22 protein-coding genes and 1 riboswitch are annotated in these 22,235 nt (G+C 57.6%); of the genes, 8 read left to right on the top strand and 14 right to left on the bottom strand.

Annotation, left to right across the window (positions count from 1 at the left end):
* Nucleotides 1-19 precede the first annotated feature (19 nt).
* The 9 genes from NZ453_RS17745 to NZ453_RS22085 form a co-directional block, all read right to left on the bottom strand.
* Entirely contained in the window at nt 20-1,642 is a 1,623-nt protein-coding gene (locus tag NZ453_RS17745; RefSeq protein WP_263772141.1) for an efflux RND transporter periplasmic adaptor subunit, read from the bottom strand.
* Nucleotides 1,639-2,910 carry a TolC family protein gene (locus NZ453_RS17740; RefSeq protein ID WP_263772140.1) on the bottom strand — a complete coding sequence of 424 codons (1,272 nt, stop codon included), beginning with the start codon at nt 2,908-2,910 and terminating at the stop codon, nt 1,639-1,641. Before NZ453_RS17740 ends, NZ453_RS17745 begins: the two co-directional genes overlap by 4 nt.
* Nucleotides 2,911-3,182: 272 nt before the next feature.
* Nucleotides 3,183-3,554 carry a copper-binding protein gene (locus tag NZ453_RS17735; RefSeq protein WP_263772139.1) on the bottom strand — a complete coding sequence of 124 codons (372 nt, stop codon included), beginning with the start codon at nt 3,552-3,554 and terminating at the stop codon, nt 3,183-3,185.
* 41 nt (nt 3,555-3,595) lie between these two features.
* Complete coding sequence (locus NZ453_RS17730; protein WP_263772138.1) at nt 3,596-4,033, bottom strand: DUF411 domain-containing protein; 438 nt, start codon at nt 4,031-4,033, stop codon at nt 3,596-3,598.
* A 96-nt stretch (nt 4,034-4,129) separates the two neighbouring features.
* Entirely contained in the window at nt 4,130-4,621 is a 492-nt protein-coding gene (locus NZ453_RS17725) for a cupredoxin domain-containing protein (RefSeq protein ID WP_263772137.1), read from the bottom strand.
* A 453-nt stretch (nt 4,622-5,074) separates the two neighbouring features.
* A complete protein-coding gene (locus tag NZ453_RS17720) occupies nt 5,075-5,419 on the bottom strand; it encodes a copper-binding protein (RefSeq protein WP_263772136.1) in 345 nt (114 codons plus the stop codon).
* A 10-nt stretch (nt 5,420-5,429) separates the two neighbouring features.
* Nucleotides 5,430-5,948 carry a cupredoxin domain-containing protein gene (locus tag NZ453_RS17715; protein ID WP_263772134.1) on the bottom strand — a complete coding sequence of 173 codons (519 nt, stop codon included), beginning with the start codon at nt 5,946-5,948 and terminating at the stop codon, nt 5,430-5,432.
* Nucleotides 5,949-6,013: 65 nt separating this feature from the next.
* Nucleotides 6,014-7,405 carry a multicopper oxidase family protein gene (locus NZ453_RS17710; RefSeq protein WP_263772133.1) on the bottom strand — a complete coding sequence of 464 codons (1,392 nt, stop codon included), beginning with the start codon at nt 7,403-7,405 and terminating at the stop codon, nt 6,014-6,016.
* A gap of 19 nt (nt 7,406-7,424) precedes the next feature.
* A complete protein-coding gene (locus NZ453_RS22085) occupies nt 7,425-8,534 on the bottom strand; it encodes a TolC family protein (protein ID WP_263772131.1) in 1,110 nt (369 codons plus the stop codon).
* A 324-nt stretch (nt 8,535-8,858) separates the two neighbouring features.
* Here NZ453_RS22085 and NZ453_RS17700 point away from each other — a divergent pair, with 324 nt between their 5' ends.
* From NZ453_RS17700 to NZ453_RS17690, 3 genes are all read left to right on the top strand, one after another.
* A complete protein-coding gene (locus tag NZ453_RS17700; RefSeq protein ID WP_263772130.1) occupies nt 8,859-9,536 on the top strand; it encodes a heavy metal response regulator transcription factor in 678 nt (225 codons plus the stop codon).
* The gene (locus tag NZ453_RS17695; RefSeq protein WP_263772128.1) at nt 9,533-10,951 is read left to right on the top strand and encodes a heavy metal sensor histidine kinase; all 1,419 of its coding nucleotides are present in this window, start codon (nt 9,533-9,535) and stop codon (nt 10,949-10,951) included. Before NZ453_RS17700 ends, NZ453_RS17695 begins: the two co-directional genes overlap by 4 nt.
* 418 nt (nt 10,952-11,369) lie before the next feature.
* The gene (locus tag NZ453_RS17690; protein WP_263772127.1) at nt 11,370-13,025 is read left to right on the top strand and encodes an ATP-binding domain-containing protein; all 1,656 of its coding nucleotides are present in this window, start codon (nt 11,370-11,372) and stop codon (nt 13,023-13,025) included.
* Between the two features lie 344 nt (nt 13,026-13,369).
* Here NZ453_RS17690 and NZ453_RS17685 read toward each other — a convergent pair whose 3' ends face one another.
* The 3 genes from NZ453_RS17685 to NZ453_RS17675 form a co-directional block, all read right to left on the bottom strand.
* Complete coding sequence (locus NZ453_RS17685; RefSeq protein ID WP_263772126.1) at nt 13,370-13,972, bottom strand: hypothetical protein; 603 nt, start codon at nt 13,970-13,972, stop codon at nt 13,370-13,372.
* A gap of 13 nt (nt 13,973-13,985) precedes the next feature.
* Entirely contained in the window at nt 13,986-15,611 is a 1,626-nt protein-coding gene (locus NZ453_RS17680) for a methyl-accepting chemotaxis protein (protein WP_263772125.1), read from the bottom strand.
* A 361-nt stretch (nt 15,612-15,972) separates the two neighbouring features.
* Nucleotides 15,973-16,058, bottom strand: a riboswitch (cyclic di-GMP riboswitch).
* Between the two features lie 172 nt (nt 16,059-16,230).
* A complete protein-coding gene (locus NZ453_RS17675; RefSeq protein WP_263772124.1) occupies nt 16,231-17,082 on the bottom strand; it encodes an AraC family transcriptional regulator in 852 nt (283 codons plus the stop codon).
* Nucleotides 17,083-17,192: 110 nt separating this feature from the next.
* Here NZ453_RS17675 and NZ453_RS17670 point away from each other — a divergent pair, with 110 nt between their 5' ends.
* Together NZ453_RS17670 and NZ453_RS17665 are read left to right on the top strand one after the other, a co-directional pair.
* Nucleotides 17,193-17,618: an organic hydroperoxide resistance protein gene (locus NZ453_RS17670; protein WP_263772123.1), complete on the top strand. Its 426-nt coding sequence runs from the start codon at nt 17,193-17,195 to the stop codon at nt 17,616-17,618.
* 40 nt (nt 17,619-17,658) lie between these two features.
* Nucleotides 17,659-18,672 carry an alpha/beta hydrolase gene (locus NZ453_RS17665; protein ID WP_263772121.1) on the top strand — a complete coding sequence of 338 codons (1,014 nt, stop codon included), beginning with the start codon at nt 17,659-17,661 and terminating at the stop codon, nt 18,670-18,672.
* Between the two features lie 111 nt (nt 18,673-18,783).
* Here the strand turns inward: NZ453_RS17665 and NZ453_RS17660 are convergent, their stop codons facing one another.
* Nucleotides 18,784-19,419 carry a carbonic anhydrase gene (locus NZ453_RS17660; protein WP_263772120.1) on the bottom strand — a complete coding sequence of 212 codons (636 nt, stop codon included), beginning with the start codon at nt 19,417-19,419 and terminating at the stop codon, nt 18,784-18,786.
* Nucleotides 19,420-19,511: 92 nt separating this feature from the next.
* Here NZ453_RS17660 and NZ453_RS17655 point away from each other — a divergent pair, with 92 nt between their 5' ends.
* Nucleotides 19,512-19,763 carry a hypothetical protein gene (locus tag NZ453_RS17655; protein ID WP_263772118.1) on the top strand — a complete coding sequence of 84 codons (252 nt, stop codon included), beginning with the start codon at nt 19,512-19,514 and terminating at the stop codon, nt 19,761-19,763.
* A gap of 97 nt (nt 19,764-19,860) precedes the next feature.
* On the top strand, nt 19,861-20,166 hold the full coding sequence (locus NZ453_RS17650) for a hypothetical protein (protein ID WP_263772116.1): 306 nt from the start codon (nt 19,861-19,863) through the stop codon (nt 20,164-20,166).
* A gap of 136 nt (nt 20,167-20,302) precedes the next feature.
* On the opposite strand, the gene NZ453_RS17645 is transcribed toward NZ453_RS17650, so the two are convergent.
* Nucleotides 20,303-21,091 (bottom strand): alpha/beta fold hydrolase, encoded by a 789-nt coding sequence (locus tag NZ453_RS17645; protein WP_263772115.1) that lies wholly within the window; start codon nt 21,089-21,091, stop codon nt 20,303-20,305.
* Between the two features lie 463 nt (nt 21,092-21,554).
* Between NZ453_RS17645 and NZ453_RS17640 the strand changes: the two genes are divergently transcribed.
* Nucleotides 21,555-22,184 carry a LysE family translocator gene (locus NZ453_RS17640; RefSeq protein ID WP_263772114.1) on the top strand — a complete coding sequence of 210 codons (630 nt, stop codon included), beginning with the start codon at nt 21,555-21,557 and terminating at the stop codon, nt 22,182-22,184.
* Nucleotides 22,185-22,235: the final 51 nt, after the last annotated feature.

The raw sequence follows: 22,235 nt of genomic DNA, 5'->3' as shown, positions 1-22,235 counted from the left end.
TTTCTCCCTGACCACCCGTTCAGTGGCCCGAATGGGCGTTTGCCGGCGCCGGACTTACGGCTCCGACGGGCTTGACCGAGGTGATCACCCATTCACCCTGTCCGCGCTCGACGAACTCGAACGCGACGCGGGCACCGGGTTTCAGATTGGCCAGCAATGCGGTGTTGGCAGCCTTGAACTCCATCGTCATCGCCGGCCACTTGAGCGTGTCGATCGGGCCATGCGCGATGCTCATCGTTCCCGCTTTGGTGTCAAGCTCTTCGATTGTTCCTTCGGCGCGATGACCGCCCGACGCAGCGGCCGGTGTCTGTTGCGCGGCTGGCTCACCGCCTGCAGGCTTGCTCGCGCCGTGTGCGGAATGGCCAAACCCGCCGATTGCCCCCTTGAGATTGCTCTCGGCATCAATGAGGAAGTTCGCGGCGATAACCACGTGTTCCCCCTCCTTCACGCCTTCGACCACCTCGGTATAGTTATCACTACGAGCGCCCAGCTTGACTTCCCTGGGCTCAAAGCGACCTTCGCCCAGTTGCACGAGGACGATCTGGCGCGTTCCGCTATCGATCACCGCCGAAACCGGTACGGTTACAACCGTACCGCGTCCTCCGGCGGGCAGTTCGAGTTGCGCGTACATGGCGGGTTTGAGAAGTTGACCGGGATTGGCCAGTTCGACGCGTACTGGAATCGTGCGGGTCATTTCGTTCAAGGTCGGGTAAACGTAGCTGACCTTGCCTTCAAAAACCTTATCGGGATACGCGTTGATGCGCACCTTGGCGGTGGCACCGGATTTCACGAGGCCGATATCCTGCTCGAACACGTCCGCCACGACCCACACGGAGGAGAGATCGGCGACTTTGTAGAGTTCTTCCCCGGGCATGAAGCGCATGCCCTGCACGGCCTTCTTCTCGGTGATGATGCCGCCAACCGGCGAGCGGAAGGTGAGCGTGCGTTTGGTCTCGCCCGACTGGGCCAGCTGCTTGATCTGAGCCTCCGAGATGTCCCAATTCTTCAGGCGTAACAAGCTGGATTCAGCGAGCTGTTTCATGCCGGACTGCGCCGCGCTACCAGCCTCCTTCAGCGCGTCCACGCCTTGCGCCGCAATGGCGTATTCACGCTGCGCGGAGACAAGTTCGGGGCTGTAAACCTCGAACAGTGGCTGTCCCTTGCCAACCGGCTGGCCGGTGACGTTAACGTGCAGGCGCTCGACATAGCCTTCGAATTTTGGCGAAATCGCGTAAATCCGCCGTTCATCGGGCTCGACACGACCCGACGCGCGGACAACCTTATCCAGTGCGCGGAGCTGCGCCGCTTCGGTACGCACACCCAGCTTCTGGACCTTCTCGGTACTGATTTTGATCTGATTACCTGACGTCGGCTCGCTACTCTCGTCGCCCTCAAAGACCGGGACGTAATCCATGCCCATGGGATCCTTCTTGGGCGTCGGTGAGGTATCGGGCAAACCCATTGGGTTGCGGTAGTAAAGGATCTTTCGTTCCTTCTTTACTCCAGCGGAGGTCGGTGCGGCACTGGCCGCCTGTTCCGAATGGGGTGTCGCCACACCTCGGCCGCCCAGCCAATAACCCACCGTTCCTGCCAACAGGGCGCCGATCACAATACCGATCGTCAATCCCGCTCCTTGCTTCATAGTTCTTCTCCCAGGAGTTTTTCGATTTCTGCGACGCGTATTTGTGCCTCGCCTTGCGCCTTGATCTGACTCAGGCGTGCTTTACGTATCTGCTGCTGCGCTTCAAGCAACGTGGCAAAATCGACCTTACCGTTCTCGTAGGAGGCGAGCGCCGAATTGAAGGTGAGTTCGGCCTGCGGGAGAAGGCTCGTGCCGGCAAGTGCTTCGGTGCGTCGTGCCGCTTCGATACCGGAGAGGTTTTCGGCGAGTTCGGAAAGGACTTCATTGGCTGCCGCCTCTTTGCGTGCGCGAGCGGCAGAAAGCATCGACTCGGACTCCCTTTCCATCGCGCGGCGCGATGACTGCTGCAGCGGGATGTTGAACTCGACCATCAGCTGCCATTCCTTCACCGAATTGCGGTATTGCACAGGCGTCACGCCGACCATGAAGTCCGGGTAGCGTTCCTTGTACGCCAACTCACGCTTCTTCTCCGCTGACTTGATCGCGGCATCTTCAGCGAACAGGCGCGGATTGCGGCCGCGTACCCGCTCCTCGAGCGCCACATAATCCAGCTTGGCCGGCGCGGGCAGCGGAGCCACGGCTTCGGGACTGGAGAGAGGAGCATTGGCGGGGCGCGCAAGCACCATATTGATACGCGCGCGCAGCATGTTCGCTTCGTTTTCCAGCATCACGAGATCGTTGCGCATAGCGGTTTGCTCAACTTGCGCCCGAATGACGTCCTGCTGCATGGCGAGGCCGCCGGCGTATCGGGCTTGTGCCACTTTTTCGAGCCGGATCATGAGATCGAGGATCTCGCGCGTGATCTGTTCGTTGCGATGCACCACGTAGAGCTGAGCATGGGCTGCTTTGAGCCGCGCGGCGATCTCCGCCCAGGTTCCGCGAGACCGCCCCTGGGCACCCTCTGCATCCAGTTCCGCAATTTCGCGTTTCAAGTCTCGCTTGCCGTACCAGGGCAACTCCTGCGAGAGCGTGTACTGCGTGCTGCCCACCCGGTTTGGCGCCAGGGATGGGTTTTGTTCGCCCATCTTGGTGATATCCATCAATTCGATCTTCATCTTCGGATCGGGCAAGGCACCAGCCGGTGTCACCCTCTCCGCCGCGGCATCCGCTTCGTGGCGCATCGAGGCGTAGTCCGGGTTGTTCTGCCGCGCGTAATCAAGAAGACTCGCCACAGTCCGCCCGGGCGGTACATCCTGCGCGGATGCCAAAGGCGGCAGCGCGATGGCTAACGCAAGCGTCAGAACGCGAAGGGAAACGCTGATTCGCATGATTTTGTTCTCCGTACGTCGGAAATTCGGTTGTCTTTGGCTCCGGCTTTCGACCACCCGCCGAGACTCACCGGCCCTGCTTTGAGGGGTTGTTTCCCGTGCAAAACAGGGATGGAGCCAATGGTGTTCCGCGGCGATGTTCTCTGTCGGGGCGCTTTCATTGTCTATCCGTACAATTCCCGGTTTTCTGCGGAAACTACGGGGCGAAGCTTGGCGCGTCCGTATCAGGTGGTTACGGTCTCGTCCGTCGCCGATTGCTTACCGGATGTTCCTTACTTAGCCGCTTCCCACCGCAGGATCGTGATTGCTCCATCGGCGTTATCGGCGAAGAAACGAATCTTGTCGCCTTCCTTCATCTGGTCGAGCCAAGCGGAATCCTTGACACGGAAAACCATGGTCATCGGCGTCGTCATGCCGAGATTGACCAGCGCGCCATGCGATAACGTGACTTTGCCGGCGGCTTTGTCGACTTTTTTCACCACACCGCGGGTCATTGCCGTGCTCGTCGGTGCTTGGGTTTCGGGCGCCGCGGCGCCATGTCCGCCGTGGTCGTGCTCGTTCGCTGCGAAAGCGGGACCTGCAATGAGGAGGCCGGAGAAGGCAAGAACCAGGAGGGTCTTCGAAGATTTGAGAGTCGTAGTCATGATCAAGAAAGAAGAATGAGTGAGAAAGATCAAGGTTTCGGTCAGTGTTTCGCGAACACCTTCGAGGTACCGTCCGTTTGCACCAGAAGGACGTCATAAGGAGGCGCATTGGGGATATCCATCCCAGGCGAACCTGGGGGCATCCCAGGAGAAGCCAGGCCGACGGCCTTCGGCTTTTCCTTGAGCAGTCGGTGAACGTCGGCCGCCGGCACGTGCCCTTCGAGCAAATAGCCTGCAACCTTCGACGTATGGCATGAACCGTATTTATCCGGCATTCCGAGCTTCTTGCGGTTTCCAGGAACATCGGTAACCACGTGCGCCTCGACCTTGAAACCGGCCTTGCGCATGTGCTCGATCCACTTGCCGCAGCAATCGCACGTGGGGCTCTTGTAAATATCCACCTGCGGCAGTTCCTGAGCCAGCGCAGCGGTTGAACCGAGCGCGGCAACTACGAGAAGAGGAGAAAACCAGCGTTTCATGACTTGTCCTTGTCCATGAGAATGCAGCCAGTCTAGAGAGGCCTGTCCAACAGGAAACTGACGGAAAAATTACATTTTCGTAATCTTGGTTTGTGGTCAGTTCTTGACGGTGATTCGTCCCTTCATGCCCGATTCGAGGTGCCCCGGTAAAAGACAGGCGAAATCAAAAGTGCCGGCCTTTGTGAACTTCCAAACGAACTCGCCCGTCTTGCCAGGATCAACGGAAACGGCGTTGGGATCGGCATGTTCCATGTTCGGATTCTTCGCCATCAGGGCACCATGCGCCTTCAATTCAGCGGCCGTTCCCAACACCATTTCATGCTTCAACATCCCGGAGTTCTTGACGACGAAACGAACCGTCTCCCCTCGCCTGACGTTCAACCGTTCTGGCGTGAAACGCATCGCGTCCGTCATATCGAGTTCGACCGTGCGGTTGACGTCCTTGAGCACGCCGGGTTGCCCTAGCGCCGCTGCATGTGCGGACGCTGAAGAGTCGTGGCGGTGATCGCCCGCACCCGTTGCATGGCTTGTTGTAGGGTGAACCAACGCTACGGCGAGGGGGATGATCCCGGCGAAACGTAATGTCATGCGAAGTCCTCCTTATGTGTGTTCGGATTGCGCCGTCGGCGATCTGCCGACGCAGGGCGCGCAGTATGTCCGGCTAACGCCAACAGGAGGCTAACCGTGCGATTACATCTCTGTAATCTGCGGGCCGGAGAAAGCTCTGCAGGTTGGGGAGACGAAGGACCCGGTCTCAGATCACGGGACCGGTAAGGCGACGGTTCGGGGAGGAGAAGTCAGCGTGGGCCACGAGACAGTTGCTTCAGTGGAACCTGGGGATGCAGTCCCCAGGAGCGAGTGCACCGTTTCACGGAATCGGCGGCTCCACAGTGAACGCCGCTGCTCAGACTCGCTTGAGAGCCCGTGCAACTTTGAACGCCGTGTGGGTTCTTTTTTAAACAGGAACTCACACGATCAGCGGTCGGATAAAAGCACTCCGCGCGGAAACGGACAATGCCGTGACCACGCAGTGCACTTGCCTCATTGCGCAGGTTGGATATCGGTGACGATCAGTGCGCCGCCCTCGGTACCGGCCATGAAGCGGATCTTGTCGCCGACTTTGACCTTGTCGAGCAGGGACTTGTCTTTTGCAACAAACACCATGCTCATAGGTGGCATATCGAGGTGCTTGATCGGGCCGTGCTTGATCGTGATCTTCCCGGCTTCGCGGTCGATCTTTCGAACCTCACCGTCCGTTAAGGTCGCGACTTCCGACCCCGATGCCGAACTGCTGACGGCCGGGGTTTGCGCAAAGCTCGCCGTGGGTAGGGCTGATATTGCGCTCAAGGTTGAAATGACTGCCATTATTTGTAGCACTCTTTTCATCAGCGTCTCCTTAATCCTTGGCCCGTTCACCGGAACTCTTGGACGCGATAGGCGTAACGTCGACCTTTCCTCTCATACCGGCCTCGTAGTGCCCTGGCAAGAGGCAGGCGAAATCGAAATCTCCGCTCCGGTTAAAGGTCCAGATCAGTTCCCGCTGCTGCCCCGGGGGTACATGCGCCATATAGGGCTCGTCGTGCTCCATTCCCGGGAATTTCTTCATCAGCGCCGCGTGTTCGTCGAGTTCGGCCTTTGTCCCGAGGACGAATTCGTGCATGGCGGCCCCCATGTTCTTGTGCACGAAGCGGATCGTCTCACCTTGCTTAACTTTCACCCGGTCCGGTGTAAACCGCATGTCGTCCGTCAGTTTTACTTCGATCGTGCGTCGTACTGAACGCGCTTCGCCCGCGATCCCCCAGGGTTTCTGCTCGAACTTGACCCGCGCCGGAGCGTGTTCGGTATCGCCGTGTGCCAAGGCTGTCGTTGCCGATGCGGCTAGAAGAGCAAGACAGAGTGGTTTTTTCCAGTGCAACGGATGTCTCCTTTCGACAAAGTGCGGCGCCCTTTAACCACCAAGGGGTAAGGACGCGTCTCAGATCAATGTTCGGAATGTCCGCCGCGCGGTTTCACTGCCCGCGCATCCGGTACCAAATTGCTCGTACCCGTGGGCATCCGGGTTTCTTGGGGGAGCGTCCCCTCCCATGCATAGGCGACGCTGCCCCGCGGATGACGATAGGGCCCGGGGTCGCTGTAGTCTCCGGGCTTCTGTTCCTTGCGAACTTTGAACACCGTGAACATGCCGCCCATCTCCAGCGCGCCGTATTGCCCGCGGCCCGTCATCATTGGCGCCGTGTTGTCCGGAATCGGCATTTCCATTTCTCCGCCCATATCCGACATGCCTCGTTCGCCCATGAGCATGTAGTCGGGAACAACTTGCTGAATCTTCCCGATCAACCCCCGGTGGTCGACGCCCAGCATGGTGGGAACGGCGTGCCCCATGGCATTCATGGTGTGGTGGCTCTTGTGGCAGTGTATGGCCCAGTCCCCCTCCTCGTCGGCAAGTACCTCGATCTGCCGCATCTGCCCCACGGCAACATCCGTCGTCACTTCCGGCCAGCGCGCATTGGGCGGTGTCGGCCCGCCGTCGGTACCCGTCACAGTGAACTCATGACCATGAAGATGTATGGGGTGGTTGGTCATCGTCAGATTACCGATGCGGATACGCACTCGATCGTTCAGACGTACGTTGAAGCTATCGATCGCAGGAAAAACCCGACTATTCCAACACCAGATATTGAAATCGGTCATCGTCGTGACTTTAGGCGTACGGCTGCCCGGTTCGACATCGAACGCATTGAGCAAGAAACAAAAATCCCGGTCCACCTCAGCAATATGCGGATGCTTTCCCTTGGGATGCGTGACCCAAAGGCCCATCATGCCCATTGCCATCTGAACCATTTCATCGGCGTGCGGGTGATACATGAAGGTGCCTGGACGGCGCGCCTCGAACTCGTACACGAAGGTCTTGCCCGCCGGGATGTGCGGCTGAGTCAATCCGCCGACACCGTCCATGCCGTTGGGGAGGCGTTGTCCGTGCCAGTGAATCGTCGTGTGCTCAGGCAAGCGGTTGGTCACGAAGATGCGCACGCGGTCGCCTTCGACGACTTCAATCGTCGGACCCGGGCTCTGGCCGTTGTACCCCCACATGTTGACCTTGAAACCTAGAGCTACCTCACGCACCACCGGCTCGGCAACAAGATGAAATTCCTTTACGCCGTTGTTGAGGCGCCATGGCAAGGTCCAGCCATTGAGCGTCACCACCGGCGTGTATGGACGGCCGGTCGTAGGAACAAGCGGTGGCGCTGTGCCTGGCGAAGTCTGGATAACGGGTTCGGGCAATGCCGCCAGGGCCGAACGCGCAGCGGCTAACCCGGCAAGGCTGGCGAGACCACCGGCGAGGAATTGACGACGTGGATTTACTGTACTCATGATCTTCCTTTGAGCGTGCCTAGTGAGACGAGGTAGCTTGGTTACCCGCACCGCTATTCCCGAGGGAAACAAAGCGTTCTGGAACACCGCCGATGAGGACATACTGCAAGTCCGCCTCGGCCATCCAGAAATCACGTAACGCCTCGACACTATCGAGCGCCGCCTGCGACCGCTCACGGGCCTCGCCCAAAAGATCCCACACGCTCGCGAGCATGCCGTTGTATTTCAACAGCGTTTCCTCGACGACAGTCTCCTGCCACTTGAGGTTTTCAGTCGCGAGACGGGCCAGGTCGTAGGCTGCTCTGTAGGCAGCAGCGGAGACCTGCGCATTGGCTCGCACGCGCAGGTTGTCCGCCCGCGGCAGTTTTATGGAGAGCACGTCCAATCGCTGCTGTATGGCCTGCGTCGTCGATGCCATCTTGGGCAGCTCAGGCAATGCGTCTGGCAACGCTACCGATGTATGAACGCCGGATAATCCCAACACACCAAGCAGCTCCGCCTGGGCCAACGCCAACGTGTAGCCTGCGCGTTCGACATCCATCCGCGCGGCATTCAGTGCAATGTGGAGACGTGTCTCCTGCAGCTTGCTCCAGTTGCCAACACGGGCCATGCGCGTCGCCAACTCCGCAGCCGATTCAGCGGCGACCAGCGCTTCCTTTCGATACCGGAGGGCCTGCTGAGCCGCTACGGCATCGAGCCACGCCTTTCGGGCAGCGGCCGACACGTCAATCAATTCATCCAGCCCTTCGGCGCGGCGCAACCAGTCAGGATCGACGTCGCCCCATCGGCCTTCTGCGACGAAACGCTCGTTCTCTGAGCCCAGTATTGCCCGCGTCTTCGCGAGATCGAGATGAATTTTCCATGCCTCACGAGCCGCGTCGCCAGACGATTTGAGTACCAACTCTCCGCCATGCGTCGGAACATCGGGAACGGCGGGCTGATTGCCGCTTTCCCATTTGAGAACGTCGCTGTGCCCGCGCTGGAACTTTCCTACAGTGTCGTTCGCAGTGCGCCAATCATCACTCTGCTCCGGCCTCGGTGCGCTTTGAGCAAGCGCTGGCGTTTCGATCACCGATACCAGCAGAACAAACAAGGCAACGGCGAAGGAACTAACCGACCGTGTGCTCACAATAACCTCCTGTCATTACGGTACGACTGGCAACGCGAGCTCCATGTAGCGCGCAGCGGCCCAAGAACGGGATCCACGCGATGGCTGCTTCATCGCAGCAACGGTGTTCTCCACATGGTGTTCCAATCGCCACACGGGCACACAGAGCAGACCCTTGATTCGAAAGTTCCGCGTTCTGACCATTCACAGCGAAAAATCGGCATTCCCCGCTCCGAAACCGACTTGAAGCTGACGGCAAGATTACATTTGCGTAATCCTCGACTCCCGCCGTACCAAACACGGCACAATCCGCTCGTGAGGTCAGAAGCGCTATGGAGAATGAAGATGAAGATTCTGGTTGTCGAAGATGAGCCGAAGACAGGGACCTATTTGAAACAGGGCCTGATGGAGACCGGCTTCGTGGTAGACCTGGCGAACGACGGTTTGGACGGTCTGCACCTTGCGCTGACCGAGGCCTACGATCTGGCGATCCTCGACGTGATGCTTCCCGGCGTAGACGGCTGGCAGGTGCTGCAGCGAATCCGCAAGGCGGGGAAGGACATGCCGGTTCTCTTTCTCACTGCACGCGATCAGGTCGAGGACCGCGTCAAGGGGCTTGAGCTCGGCGCGGATGATTACCTCGTGAAGCCGTTCGCCTTCTCCGAATTATTGGCGCGAGTGCGAACCCTTCTGAGGCGCGGCGGCAAATCGAAAGAATCGGAAGTCTTGCGCGCAGCCGACCTTGAATTGGATCTGCTGCGGCGCCGCGTTACGCGGGCCGGCAAGCGCATCGACCTGACGGCCAAGGAGTTCGCCCTGCTCGAACTTCTCCTGCGTCGCCAAGGGGAGGTGTTACCCAGGTCGTTGATCGCCTCGCAAGTCTGGGACATGAATTTCGACAGCGATACGAATGTGATTGAAGTGGCCATCAAACGCTTGCGGCTGAAGGTCGACGATGATTTCGAACCCAAACTGATCCATACCGTGCGTGGCATGGGTTACGTGCTCGAGACGCAATCGTGAAAGGACGCTGGCGCAAGTCGATCACACTCAGACTGACACTGCTTTTTGCGTCGATCTCCTCGGTGGTGTTTCTGCTTCTAGGCATTCTTATCGGCAATTCTGTCGAGCGCCATTTTGAAGTTCAAGACACGGAGATTCTTACTGGCAAGCTTGAATTAGCAAGGAATGAACTAAGCAAGGTGCGCTCGGAAGAGGAGTTGGTGAATACACTTCGCCAGCTCGACAATGCGCTTGTGGGACATCAAGGGCTCGCCGTCATTATCCTGATGCCTGGAAGCCAGATCGGTTACGCCACGGAGGGAGCCGACTTCCCAAAACGCATACTGGAGCCGGCGCCATCCACCGAAACGCTACGGCCCGTGCGATGGGTAACAGGCGCGAACACGCCCTATCGAGGTCTCGCAACGTCGATCAGAACCGCCATCGACGGAGGCAAGCAGATTTATGCGGTTGCTGCAATCGACATCTCTTACCACGAGCATTTCATGGATCTGTTCCGTCGGACGATGTGGTCGTTTGTCACGCTGGCCGCGGCGCTCACGGGCTTTCTTGGCTGGGTTGCCGTAAGAAGCGGCATGGCTCCCTTGCATTCACTGCGTCGGCAGGCGGAGAACATCACGGCGCACCGGCTGAACGCTCGTTTGGAGGTAGAAGCGATACCGGCTGAACTGCAAGCTCTTGCGGACACCCTCAACGCCATGCTGACTCGCCTTGAGGACTCTTTCCGTCGCCTGTCCGACTTTTCTTCGGACCTCGCCCATGAATTGAGAACACCGATCAGCAACCTGCTGACACAGTCTCAGGTGACTCTCTCCAAACCGCGAACCGCCGAGGAATACCAAGAAATCCTGGCGTCGAACATCGAGGAGTACGAACGGCTTTCGCGCATGGTCACCGACATGCTCTTCCTCGCCAAGGCGGACGATGGGCAGATCATTCCGACAAAGGAAACGCTCGAACTGAAGCGGTTGGTTGAAGACCTGGTTGAGTTCTACCGTCTGATCGCTGAAGACAAAGACATTGCACTCTCATACGACGGTGATGCAATCATCCGGGGCGATTCGCTGATGGTCCGACGTGCAGTCAGCAACCTTTTGTCAAACGCGATACGCCATGCGCCTGCGGGTGGACATGTGACCATTCGCATCGCAAGCACAGACAGTTCGTTTGCCTCACTCTCCGTCGAAAACTCGGGGCCCACCATCCCCCCAGAACACTTGCCACGCCTGTTCGATCGCTTCTACCGTGCCGACCCGTCGCGCCATCGCTTGTCAGACGGCGCCGGGCTCGGTTTAGCGATTACGCGATCCATAGCGCGGGCACATGGCGGTTCGGTAAGCGTTCGTTCGGAGAACGGGATTACGGTGTTCGAATTGCGGTTCCCGACAGAGGAGCGATGGTCAGTGGAAAGCTGAGAGTCAGACTCTCCTAGCAAAGGAAGCGACACCGGAGGCCTCTGTACCTGAGGGGCTGCTAGGCCGAGTTACGGCGCTTTGTCTAGAATGCCGCCATGGCATTTTCGATGCGCTTACTATCGACAATTCAGCAGCGACGGGAATTCTTCCGGCGTTGCTCGGAATGCACAAGGCTGTGCTCTGCACGAGCGATCCTCTCGGGTTCCTCACCAGCGACACGCCAGACAGATCGGTCAGCACGGACCAACGGCAGTTATAGCCGACAAGCAGAAATCGGGGGCAACACTCCCCTACCCTGTTTGACATTATTTCTCCTTTGCCTTGCCCACCAAACCTCTGGAAAACGAGCTGCGCCATAAACAAAGCCATACCCCTTGCGGTAGGATTTGTCCTCTAGCCCACCTACCTCAGACCCTTCATGGCTCATGTAATACCCACCGGCTGGCGCGAACTTACCGCTTTGGGGGCCGCGCAGCGGGAACTTGAAACGCTGACCGTGCTGGCCAATGGCCTTCCGGATGACTACACGATCTACCATGGCCTGCATTGGACCCGTGTGCATCAGGGTACGGCCTTCTTCGGCGAGATCGACTTCGTCGTCGTCAGCCCCTCGGGAAGGCTGCTCCTGATCGAGCAAAAGAGCGGCTTTCTGGCGGAGACCGCAGACGGCTTATGCAAAGCGTACGGCGCCAAGGAGAAATCGGTACCGATCCAGATGAGCCGGTCAATGCATGCTCTGCAAACGCGCCTGGACCAGTCTTGTCCGAATCCGTCCTTCCACCTCGACGCACTACTTTATTGTCCCGACTATACCGTCAGGCAGCCCGGCTCGGCCGGCATTGATCCCGAGCGCATCGTCGATGCGACGCGCCGCGAACACCTCGTGGCAGTCGTCAAATCGATCCTGCCGCTCGGCGCGCAGGCGCACCCGGCAATCGACAAACTGCACCGGTTCCTGGCCGACGAACTCGAATTGGTTCCAGAGGTAACGGCTGTCGCTGGGCAAGCAGGGACTTTGTATACACGACTGTCTGGCGGCCTTACGCATTGGGCTCGCCATATCGAATGTGACCCCTTCCGGCTTCGTGTCATCGGTACGGCCGGTTCGGGAAAGACCCAGTTGGCGCTGGCCGTCTTACGGGATGCGGTAGTGGCTGGACGGCGCCCGCTGTATGTTTGCTATAACCGCCCCTTGGCCGATCACATGGCATTGATTGCACCGAGCGGTGGCATCGTCGCCACCTATCATCAGTTGGCAGACAGGATTTATCGCGGCGCGGGTCACGTGCCGGACTTTTCTCAGCCGGGCGCGTTCGCGCAGCTTGAAGACTTTCTTTCTGGCTTCCAGCCGGACGAAAGCTGGTTGTTCGACGAGATCATCGTCGATGAGGGGCAGGACTTCCAGGAGGCATGGAAGGACAACGTGCTTCGCCTGCTTCGCCCGTCGGGACGCGCGTGGTGGCTAGAGGACCCGACGCAGAACCTCTATGGCCGCCAGCCTGTACGTCTGCCCGGATGGGTGGTTGTCCGCTCGGAAACGAATTACCGCAGCCCGCAAGACATCCTGGTCCAGCTCAATCAGTTGATGGGTAACATGCATCGGTTTGAGGCGGGCAGTCCGCTCACCGGGTCCGGGGTCGAGATTCTCGTCTACAAGGATGCCCCAGACCTCCTAAAGCAAACGAAGCGTGCGATCACCGCGGGGCTTTCTGCCGGGTTCCGCCGGGAGATGATCGCGCTAGTTACTTTCCGTGGCCGAGAGCATTCCCTTTTGGCTCCTTACGACCATTTAGGTCCGTACCCGCTCAAGATCTTCACTGGCCAGTACGACCTATTGGGCAATCCCGTCTTCACCTCGGGCGACATCGCATCCGAATCGATCTACCGTTTCAAAGGGCAAGCCGCCCCGTGCGTGATCTTCACGGAAGTCGATTTCGAAGTACTGGGCGAGAAAGAGTGCCGCAAGCTATTCGTCGGGATGACGCGGGCGACGATGAAACTTATCCTTGTCGTTTCGGAGCGCGCCGGCACGGCGATTGGCGGTCCACGGGCCCCTAGCCAAGAGCGGAGTTAGGCCTCGGGTTTCAACATTGGTCCGGTCGGATACCATGCCCAAGGCATAGCCGCGTATGACCACGATCGGCTATGATGCACCGACGGTCTTGGCCGCGCCAACGACATAACGACGACGAAGGTATCCGATGCGGGAGGCAAGCGAGCGGCGGTTTTCTTCCCTGGTCGAAATGGCCGCCGTGCTTTTGTTCATCGGCATTGATGGGCTTGGGCACTTCAGCAGGCCCGCTTTAATCCGACGATCTATGGTAAAGCGAGTTTGCTCGATTCATGTCTCCAAGCTGATTTACCGCCGCCACTAGACGGCCCTCCTCGTCGTAGGCGGTGCAAGTGTATCGCCCAATTCTAGAGTCTAGAAAGCTGGGCAGAAAAACATCGATCTTCCGTCAAGACGCGCTTTTTTTCCCGGCTACGGCGACTTTTTTCCGCGCTGGAAAGTGGGGCCGGTTTTTCAGCAGGCTCCCCGTCACCCGCCGCATAAACTGCCACCATCGGGCCGGCTTTATTCCGGCGCCAAGCGGCAATATGAACTCTTTTCTGTTTCACCAGAATGTCCATATAGCGCGCGTTCTTGATCGTATTTGCCGATATCCCTGAAGCCTGGGAGGCTTCAAGGTAGGTTAAGCGGCCATACTTTTCCAGCGCCGCTACGATCAGCCTCATTCCATTTGAATCGCGGTCCTCATCGGTGAACTTCGTCCTGGGAAGATCTGGATGATCTCCAAGGCTAAATAGTGGCGTCACGAACCCCTGGCTCGTTTTTCGCCACCCGCTGACATGAACCTGCCTTTTTGTGCGCAAGGCCTTTAGATAACCCCCGCAGGCTAACGTAGTCAAACCAACAAAGGCCTCCCGTGAGATATCACTGGCCGACATGTTCGACTTCCGTGAAAGAAGCGTGAGGATGCGTTGGATAGCAGGACTGGAATTGGAATCCGGGGGAATCATGAGTATTTCCAGATCAAAGCTTGTATGCGCTAACAATCTGTCGCATGTTCGTTGCCAACCGGTCAAGATCACGCGCCGTCTCCGCGCTGTTACCAGCCGCTGCGCTGCTTTCCTCTGACATCTGCGCGATCCTCTCCACCTGTATGGCGATATTGTTGGTGGCAGAGGCTTGTTCTCGGATTGAAGAAGTGATCTCCTCCACCATGGCAACTGCCTCACGGCTGCCTTGGCCGATCTGAACGATGGCGGAATTCGCTTCTTGGGCACTTTCCACTCCCTTGGCGACCTTGCTTACCACGCTCTCCATACTGCTGACGGCGTTACTGGCACCGGTACGCATGGTGTCGATCGTGCTGGAAATCTCTTGGGTTGAAAGAGCCGTACGTTCCGCCAGTTTTCTGACCTCATCGGCCACTACGGCGAATCCCCGTCCTTGCTCACCGGCACGGGCGGCCTCGATCGCTGCGTTCAATGCGAGAAGGTTAGTCTGGTCAGCCACTTCCTTGATTACGGCCACCACCGTGGAAATTTCCTGACTGTGTTTTTCCAGACCATGAATAAGCTCGGCCGCTTCGCTCACGGTGGCGGCAATGTCTTGAATATCGCTTACCGTCTGGCTAATGACTTTCTCGCCGGAGGCGGCCAATTGCCCGGAGTCGCTCGAAAGGCTATTGGCTTCCTGTGCTCTGTCGCCAACATGGTTGATGCTGACCGTCAACTCTTCGACCGTGGCAGCCATATCGGAAGCCGCTTCACTCTGCTGATGGGAAGCCACGGCCACTTGGCTTGAGGTCGAGGACATCAGACTGGCCGCAGAGGCCACGGAGTGTGCCCCATCGGCGATGGATTTCAGGTTGGCTTGCAGTTTGTCCAACAGACGATTGAGCACCGAAGTGGTCTGCCCGATTTCATCTTGACGAGTTACCTCGACGCGAACCGTGAAGTCGAGGTCGTGTTCCACCTTACTAACCATCGACTGAATTTGGTTTAGGGACTGTCGAACATAAGCAAGCAGGAAGAAACCAAACAGCCCGACGACGAGCACGCCGCCCAGAATGACGGACAACGAGACTGTCTTCCCGAGAGAAGCGCTAGCTATCGCCGAGTTAACCACCTCGTCACCGACGTTCTTGTTCAGCTCCATATGATCGCTGAGGCTTTTTCGAACCTTGCCTCCGAGGGCAGTTCCTTCAGCCACGATCAGATTGCGTGCTCCTTCTTTGTCATTCTGACGTGACAAAGGCAATACCCTATTGAGCATTAACTCCTTGTAAGCTTTCAGATCATTTGCCTCGACTTCGAGCAGTTTTTTGTCCTGCTCGTTGGAGATCATGTTTTCATAGGCCGCAAGGTGTTTCGTCAGGCTATTTGAGGCGTCTTCAATCCTTTTTTCAACGCTTTGAATTGCTGCTTGGTCGGTATTTACGAGATGGGTATAAATGCCCACGCGCAATTCCATATAAGCTTGTCTGGCTTCGCTGAGCGTCTGGATGCTCGGTAGAACGTCACCTTGGATTTTCTTGATGCTCTCGGTTTGTTCATTTGAGACGTAAAGTCCGACGCCCCCAATCAAGATCAAGGCAATGATGGAAGCCGTCACCATGAGTAGGATTCGTCGGCTAATAGTAATTGAGTTCATTCGATTTCCAGATCAAAACAAATAGTGGTTGGTACAAGGAAGAGTGAGAACTTAGGAAACACCTTGAGTGACACCAGATGAGGCGTTGGCGGTGTTGAGCAGATTTCGGCAAGCCGGCAGCTTGGCGGTAGATTCTGTGAGCCCAGTGAAACCGTGGCGTTTTTTCTGCGTGGGCACATGCCCTACATAAGAAGTTTGGTTTTCGCCACGAGAGAAATGAGATATCCAATGTACCAAAGCGTCGATACACGCCCTGCCGACTTGCATCTTTGGTCGAATCGACTGCAAAAAAAAGCCTTCAACCGTATTGGCTAAAGGCTTCACACATGCGGTCAAATGCTGACCTCATACTTCGAGCGCATTTGGCAACCCCGCTACCATAGATAAAAATCGTTAGGCCGGTGGCTTTGCGTCCCCGCTTTTCAGACGGGTATGCCTTTTGATTTCAGTATTTTACAGTACCAGAGTTGAGGTTGTCGAATGGACTTGATAGAACTGGCGACAGTACTGGAGTCCGTGGCTAGCTGTTCGGGTGAGTCATATTGGCGTAGTGCCCTGCTCGACCCGTCTACGAAAAAAGGCTGATTGCGTTGACACAGGAGAACACCCGCCGCTCCCATTAGCTTCGCCCCCTGCCCTGTATCTGCCGCCATTCACGCGGGGTCTGACCGCATTGCGCCTTGAAGGCTCTGGATAACGCGGCCTCACTGCCGTAACCCACATCGACGGCGACCATTTTCAACGACTGCCCCTGGCGCAACGCCTGCATCGCCAACTGGATCCGCCAGCTTTGCAAATAGGTGCCGGGGGTACAGCCAACGGCGCTACGAAAGGTTCCGGCGAAAACACTGCGGGACATGCCCGCCACTTTCGCTAGCTCTTCCAGAGACCAAACGTCTCCCGGCTGCTCGTGCATCGCTACGAGCGCTTTGCGCAATTTGGGGTGCGAAAGGCCGGCCAGCATGCCACCCCGGATCTGGTTCGTTTCCATCAGATGGCGCAGCACCTGAATCAGCACGACTTCGAACAAGCGATCCACCACAGCCCGCCTGCCGCAATGGGTACCAAACGCCTCATCAAATAGCAGCGCCAGAACCTGGTCAGCGCCTTCAATACTCGCCAACGGCAGACAGACGATTTCAGGTAAAGCGGCAACAATGGGGTTTGCTGCGCCTCCTTCGAAATGGAGTTCCGCGCAAGCGAGGTCAGCGCCCCGCTCGGCGTCCGTCACGAAACGGCGAACCGTGGGCCGTGCATAGAGCAGCAGGCTGGGAACGTCCACATGGAGTGTCGGGTACCCAGCACGGCTGACATCCATCGAACCCGCCTTGACCAAGTGCATCTGGCCGGCACCTTCCCCCGCCGTGGAGAAATCCGTGACACCACACAAAGCGCCCGAGTGGAACAGGCGGGCGCGGACCGGGAAATGGTTCAGCAAGGCATCCAGACGATCCGTGCACGTTTCAGCCATTTGATACTCCTTATCAAGTTATCAGGATTTTATTCGACCTTTAGTCCTCTATCTGCACCTATAGTTCGTTCAGCCAAACGGCTAAACCCTCAACCCCTTAGGAGTACCTCATGTCTATCGAAAAAGTTCTGTACCGTGCCCAAGCCACTGCCACAGGCGGTCGGGAAGGCAGCGCTGCGTCTTCAGATGGCGTTCTGAAAGTTCAACTCTCTACACCGCGTGAGTTGGGCGGCGCCGGAGGCCCCGGCACCAATCCCGAGCAACTGTTCGCCGCAGGCTACTCGGCCTGCTTCCTCGGCGCGCTGAAATTCGTTGCGGCCCAAGCGAAGGTCAAGCTCGCAGACACGACCACTGTCACGACCACGGTTGGAATCGGCGCCATCCCCAGCGGTTTTGGCATCGAGGTCGATCTGCAAATCTCCATACCGGATCTGCCGCGCGAGCAAGCTCAGGACTTGGTGGACAAAGCTCACATCGTTTGCCCGTATTCCAACGCCACGCGCAACAACATTGATGTGCGCTTGAGTCTTCTTTGAAGCGCCCCTCCCTCTCCATTTATCAGCAAGGATCAAGAGCATGAAACTCAAACACAAACTCATTGCCGCCACCGCCATCTCCCTGGCATTTTCTTTGTCTTTCGCGGCGGGCAGCCCCGGCGTAGAACACAGCACTCAGACCTTCCTCGAAGCGCTGGCCAAAGGCGGTGGTCAGCCGCTGGAAACGTTGTCACCCGCCGATGCGCGCCAGGTACTCGTTGACGCACAAAAGGGCGCGAAGATGCCGTCCGCCGAAGTGGACGCGAAGACGATCACTGTCGACGGCAAAGAGATCGTGCTCAATATCGTGCGGCCAGTCGGCGCGAAGGGCCTTTTGCCCGCGTTTATCTTCGTGCATGGCGGTGGCTGGATACTGGGCGACTTCCCGACGCATGAACGCTTTGTGCGCGACCTGGTGGCCGACTCCGGCGCGGTGGGCGTGTTCGTGAACTACACTCCATCGCCAGAGGCACGCTACCCGGTGGCGATCAACGAAATCTACGCAGCTACCCAATGGGTAGCCGAGAACGGTGCGCAGATCAATGTTGACGGCAAACGCCTGGCCATCGCGGGTAACAGTGTGGGCGGAAATATGGCCACCGCAGTGGCGTTGATGGCGAAGGCCAAGGGTACCCCCACCCTGCGTTCGCAAGTACTGTTCTGGCCCGTGACGAATGCCAGCTTCGAGAATGCGTCCTACGACGAGTACGCCAACGGGCACTTCCTTACCAAGGGCATGATGAAGTGGTTCTGGGATGCGTACACCACGGACTCTGTGCAGCGTCAGGAGATCTACGCGTCGCCACTACTGGCGACCGCCGAGCAGCTCAAAGGCTTGCCGCCAACCTTGGTTCAGACGGCCGAGAAAGACGTATTGCGTGACGAAGGCGAAGCTTACGCACGCAAGTTGGATGCGGCGGGCGTAAGCGTCGTGGCGACACGCTATAACGGAATGATCCACGACTTTGGTCTGCTCAACGTGCTGTCTGATCTGCCTGCGACGCGCGCGGCGCTGCACCAGGCCAGCGAAGAGTTGAAGGCACGCCTGCGTTAAGTCTTCTTTGCCGTTATTACGCACCGGAGCTACCCCGCTCCGGTGCGATACGCCCTGCTCTTCCCGGCTTTTCAGGATGCCGGCCGAGTGCGAGAAACGATGAGGTTGGCGCTAAGTAGCGACAACTTGACGGTTTTCGGACAGCGGCACGAACGTCTTGCTTGCTCCATCGAGTGCATCAATCACGCCATTCTCTATGTCATAGACCCAGCCATGCAGGTTAAGGCGATGCTGGGCAAGGGCCACCGCGACCGACGGATGAGTCTGAATATTGGCGAGCTGGGCGATAACGTTTTGCCGAACCAGCGCATCAGCCTTCTCGTGTTGCGTCGCATGCGACTGGGCTTCGACAATCGCCTTGGCACAATCCGAATAGCGCAGCCAATGAGCAACTGCCGGCAATTGGTCCATATTCTGGCAACTGGAAATCGCCGACATCGCCCCGCAATTCGAATGGCCGCAAATCACAATATCGGTGACCTTGAGGACGGCCACCGCATACTCGACTGTCGCCGAAACGCCGCCAGGCTCAGGCCCGTAGGACGGAACGATGTTGCCCGCATTGCGGATAACGAACAGATCGCCGGGCTCCTGCTGGGTAAACAGCTCCGGTACGACCCGGCTGTCCGAACAGGTCACGAACAGGACCTTGGGACTCTGGCTCTGTGCCAATTGTTTGAACAGCTGCGTTCTTTCCGGGAAAACGTCTTTTTGAAACTTCAAGAAACCTTCAATGACTTTTTGCACTGCGTGCTCCAAAGGGATTTCCGCTGTTGGAATGTGAATGTCTGCGGTAGAGCCGGAACGTGCTTAGAAGTTCCTACCCCGGGTTCGACACTATGCTTTCTGCATCCGTAGAGCGGACGATTCCGCTGCTGTCGCTGTCCATTGAGCGCTTCACCTGGACGCCGCCTTCCCTACCGCTGATCGCGCAGCAGGCGGTGGCGGCAAAGCCAATACCCGTTGAACTTGCCGTATACGAAACCGGAGATTCCGCGCTTTCCTCGCAATTCCAGGCAGTGGCCCTGCTGACCTTGCTACGGATTGTTACCAAAACAATTCGCTATCTTGACAACGCTTTGCCGAGATGAAACGTTGTTTAACCCGGAGCCCCCGGTCACTAACGAAAAAATGCATCCGGACAGGCGATCAACGTGGCTTTTGACTAGAGGAAAGGGAAGACTGGCAATGAGCTCAGCCCTCTGTATTGGTATCGTTTCAAAGAATGGCGTGTATGAAGTTGTGGCCTTGCAACGTGGCAAGAAAGCGGTTGCGATGGAATTTCCAGCAACGACGGTGGGCGTCGAAGCCATCCGAGATTTTGTGAGTTCCTGCGGTAACCGCGTACGCTTGGCCATAGCTGGCGTTGCCGCACTCAGTCTGGCTTTCGCGTTGGGAGAGGTTCCCGGACGTCAGACATTTGTTGTTTCATCCAACATCAGCATTGCTGGTCAGGCGGCAGCATTGGCTCACTATGCCGATCACACGCTCTGATCCGATTTGTGTTTCACGCTGTGCAAAGAGCGGCATTGTGAAGAGCGCCTTATAACTATGTCGTCAGAGGCCAACCTCGCAAATCCAAGCAGCATGCGAAGCTAAGGGGAAACGTTATCTCGTTGCACACTCATCGCTATGCAAGGAACCGCTCGATCCCGGACGCCATTTCGCCGGGTACTTCGAGCATCGGAAAATGGCTACGCGCTTCCAGCTTCAATACATTGAACCATGAGTGCTCGGCCGCAAATGCACGTTGCGCGGCGAGATATCCCGGATCTTCCGGTTGAGCATAAATATGCAATACCGGAACGGGAGGGTTTAGTCCGGCAAGTACTTTGAGTGGGCTTGTTGCATGGGCATAGGCCGCACTTATTTCGCGCCCCGCGCGGCGCCACATATCGAATGGGTAGGATCCCATATCTTCCCGGACGTAACTCGTCAGTTCGGGAATGTCGAGTCCATGGAGCCACATGGAAAAGAGTTGGTCGCGCGCCTGTCCCCACTGAGTTGGATCTTGGAGCGACTGCAGCGCTTCGAGGAACGGCGGCGGAGCCTCGAGGATGATCCAGTCAAGCAGTACGAGCTTGGAAATACGAGGCCCCAGCCGGCGGCGGAGTTCGATGGCTACCCAGCCTGCATGGGAGAGCGCGACCGGTACGACGTTCGTTGCCCCACTTGCCTCGATGACTGCAAGCGCATCGTCAACCAGATCGTCAGCCCCGAAGTCATGGGTGGGCGTCTCGGACTGCCCATGGCCTCGCCAGTCAACAGACAGGACACGCCGCCGAGTGACGCAGCGGGCGGCAAGTTGACCAAAAACCTGGCGGCTTCCACACCAGCCAGGCAGGAAGAGGAGCGCGGGCTCCCCTTGTCCTTTGTCATCGTAACTAACGCCTATTCCGTCTGACTTGACCTCGCCCATCAGTTCTTCTCCTCGACCCACAATATTGAGCGCTGAACCCGCTTACGGAGGAAAGACCGGAGGCAAAAGATGCTCAGTACTTCGCCAGCCCCCCTCCTCGCTCCCTTGGATAGATGAGCGCATCTTCAGTTCCGCTATCCGGGAGTCCCTGTCTGTTCCGCGATAAGGTCAGGAGCGCCCATGAAAACGGCTGCTGAGAAAATTGAGCCAAGTTGCAAACAGTTCGAGGGTGAGCCGCATTACGACCGTCTTGCATTGTTTGGTGCACTGGTCAGGCGTAGTGAACGAGCCTTGACTCGTGTGCTTGGGTGTTTGACTTGTTTGACTTAGGGAAGGGTGTGCGGAAGCTGCGAGGATTTCCGGATACGGATAAACTGGCATAAGCGCATAGACAGTAGGTCGGACCTGGCCGCATTTGCAGGGGCAGACGCTATTGGCGGCTAATCAAAGAAAGGTTTTCGATATGACCCTAACCCACTGGCTGCTCTTTTGTGGTGTGGCACTCCTTACTACATTCACTCCCGGACCCGCGGTGCTGCTCGCTATATCCAACTCGGTTTCGCTCGGCCCGCGCAGTGCATTGGTTTGCTCGCTGGGCAATGCTCTCGGCTTGTTTATCGTGTCGGGAATAGCGATGGCTGGGATGGGCGTTGTGTTGGCGACCTCAGCCCTTGCCTTTACCGTCTTGAAGGTCATGGGGGCTCTGTATCTCATTTATCTCGGATACAAGCAGTGGCGAAGCCGGGCGAGTGCGTTTAACAGCGCCAACGCGACACTACCCAGAGAGCCTTGGCAATTGTTCGGCAGGGGAATCGTGCTGGCGCTTACGAATCCCAAAGCCATTCTTTTTTTCTCAGCGCTCTTTCCGCAGTTCCTGACGCGCGACTTGCCGCTCATCGAACAATTTGTCGTCCTGACGACCTCGTTCTCGGCCTGCGCTGTCCTGTCGCACACGTTCTATGCTCTGCTTGCGCACAGCCTGAGAAGACAATTTGAAAATCCAACCCGCATCCGGCTATTCAATCGCGTTTCCGGTGCCATCTTCTGCTGCCTTGGGCTTGGGCTGCTGCGTTTGCCGAGTAAGGCCGCTTGAAGTCAAAAGATGCGATCCTCAGAGCCTATTGAATGGCGGCCACGTGGTCGC

This window comes from Propionivibrio soli (assembly GCF_025770765.1).
GTDB lineage: Bacteria > Pseudomonadota > Gammaproteobacteria > Burkholderiales > Rhodocyclaceae > Propionivibrio > Propionivibrio soli.
Note: the sequence above shows the minus strand (reverse complement) of the source record. Positions and strands in the feature narration are given on the sequence as shown.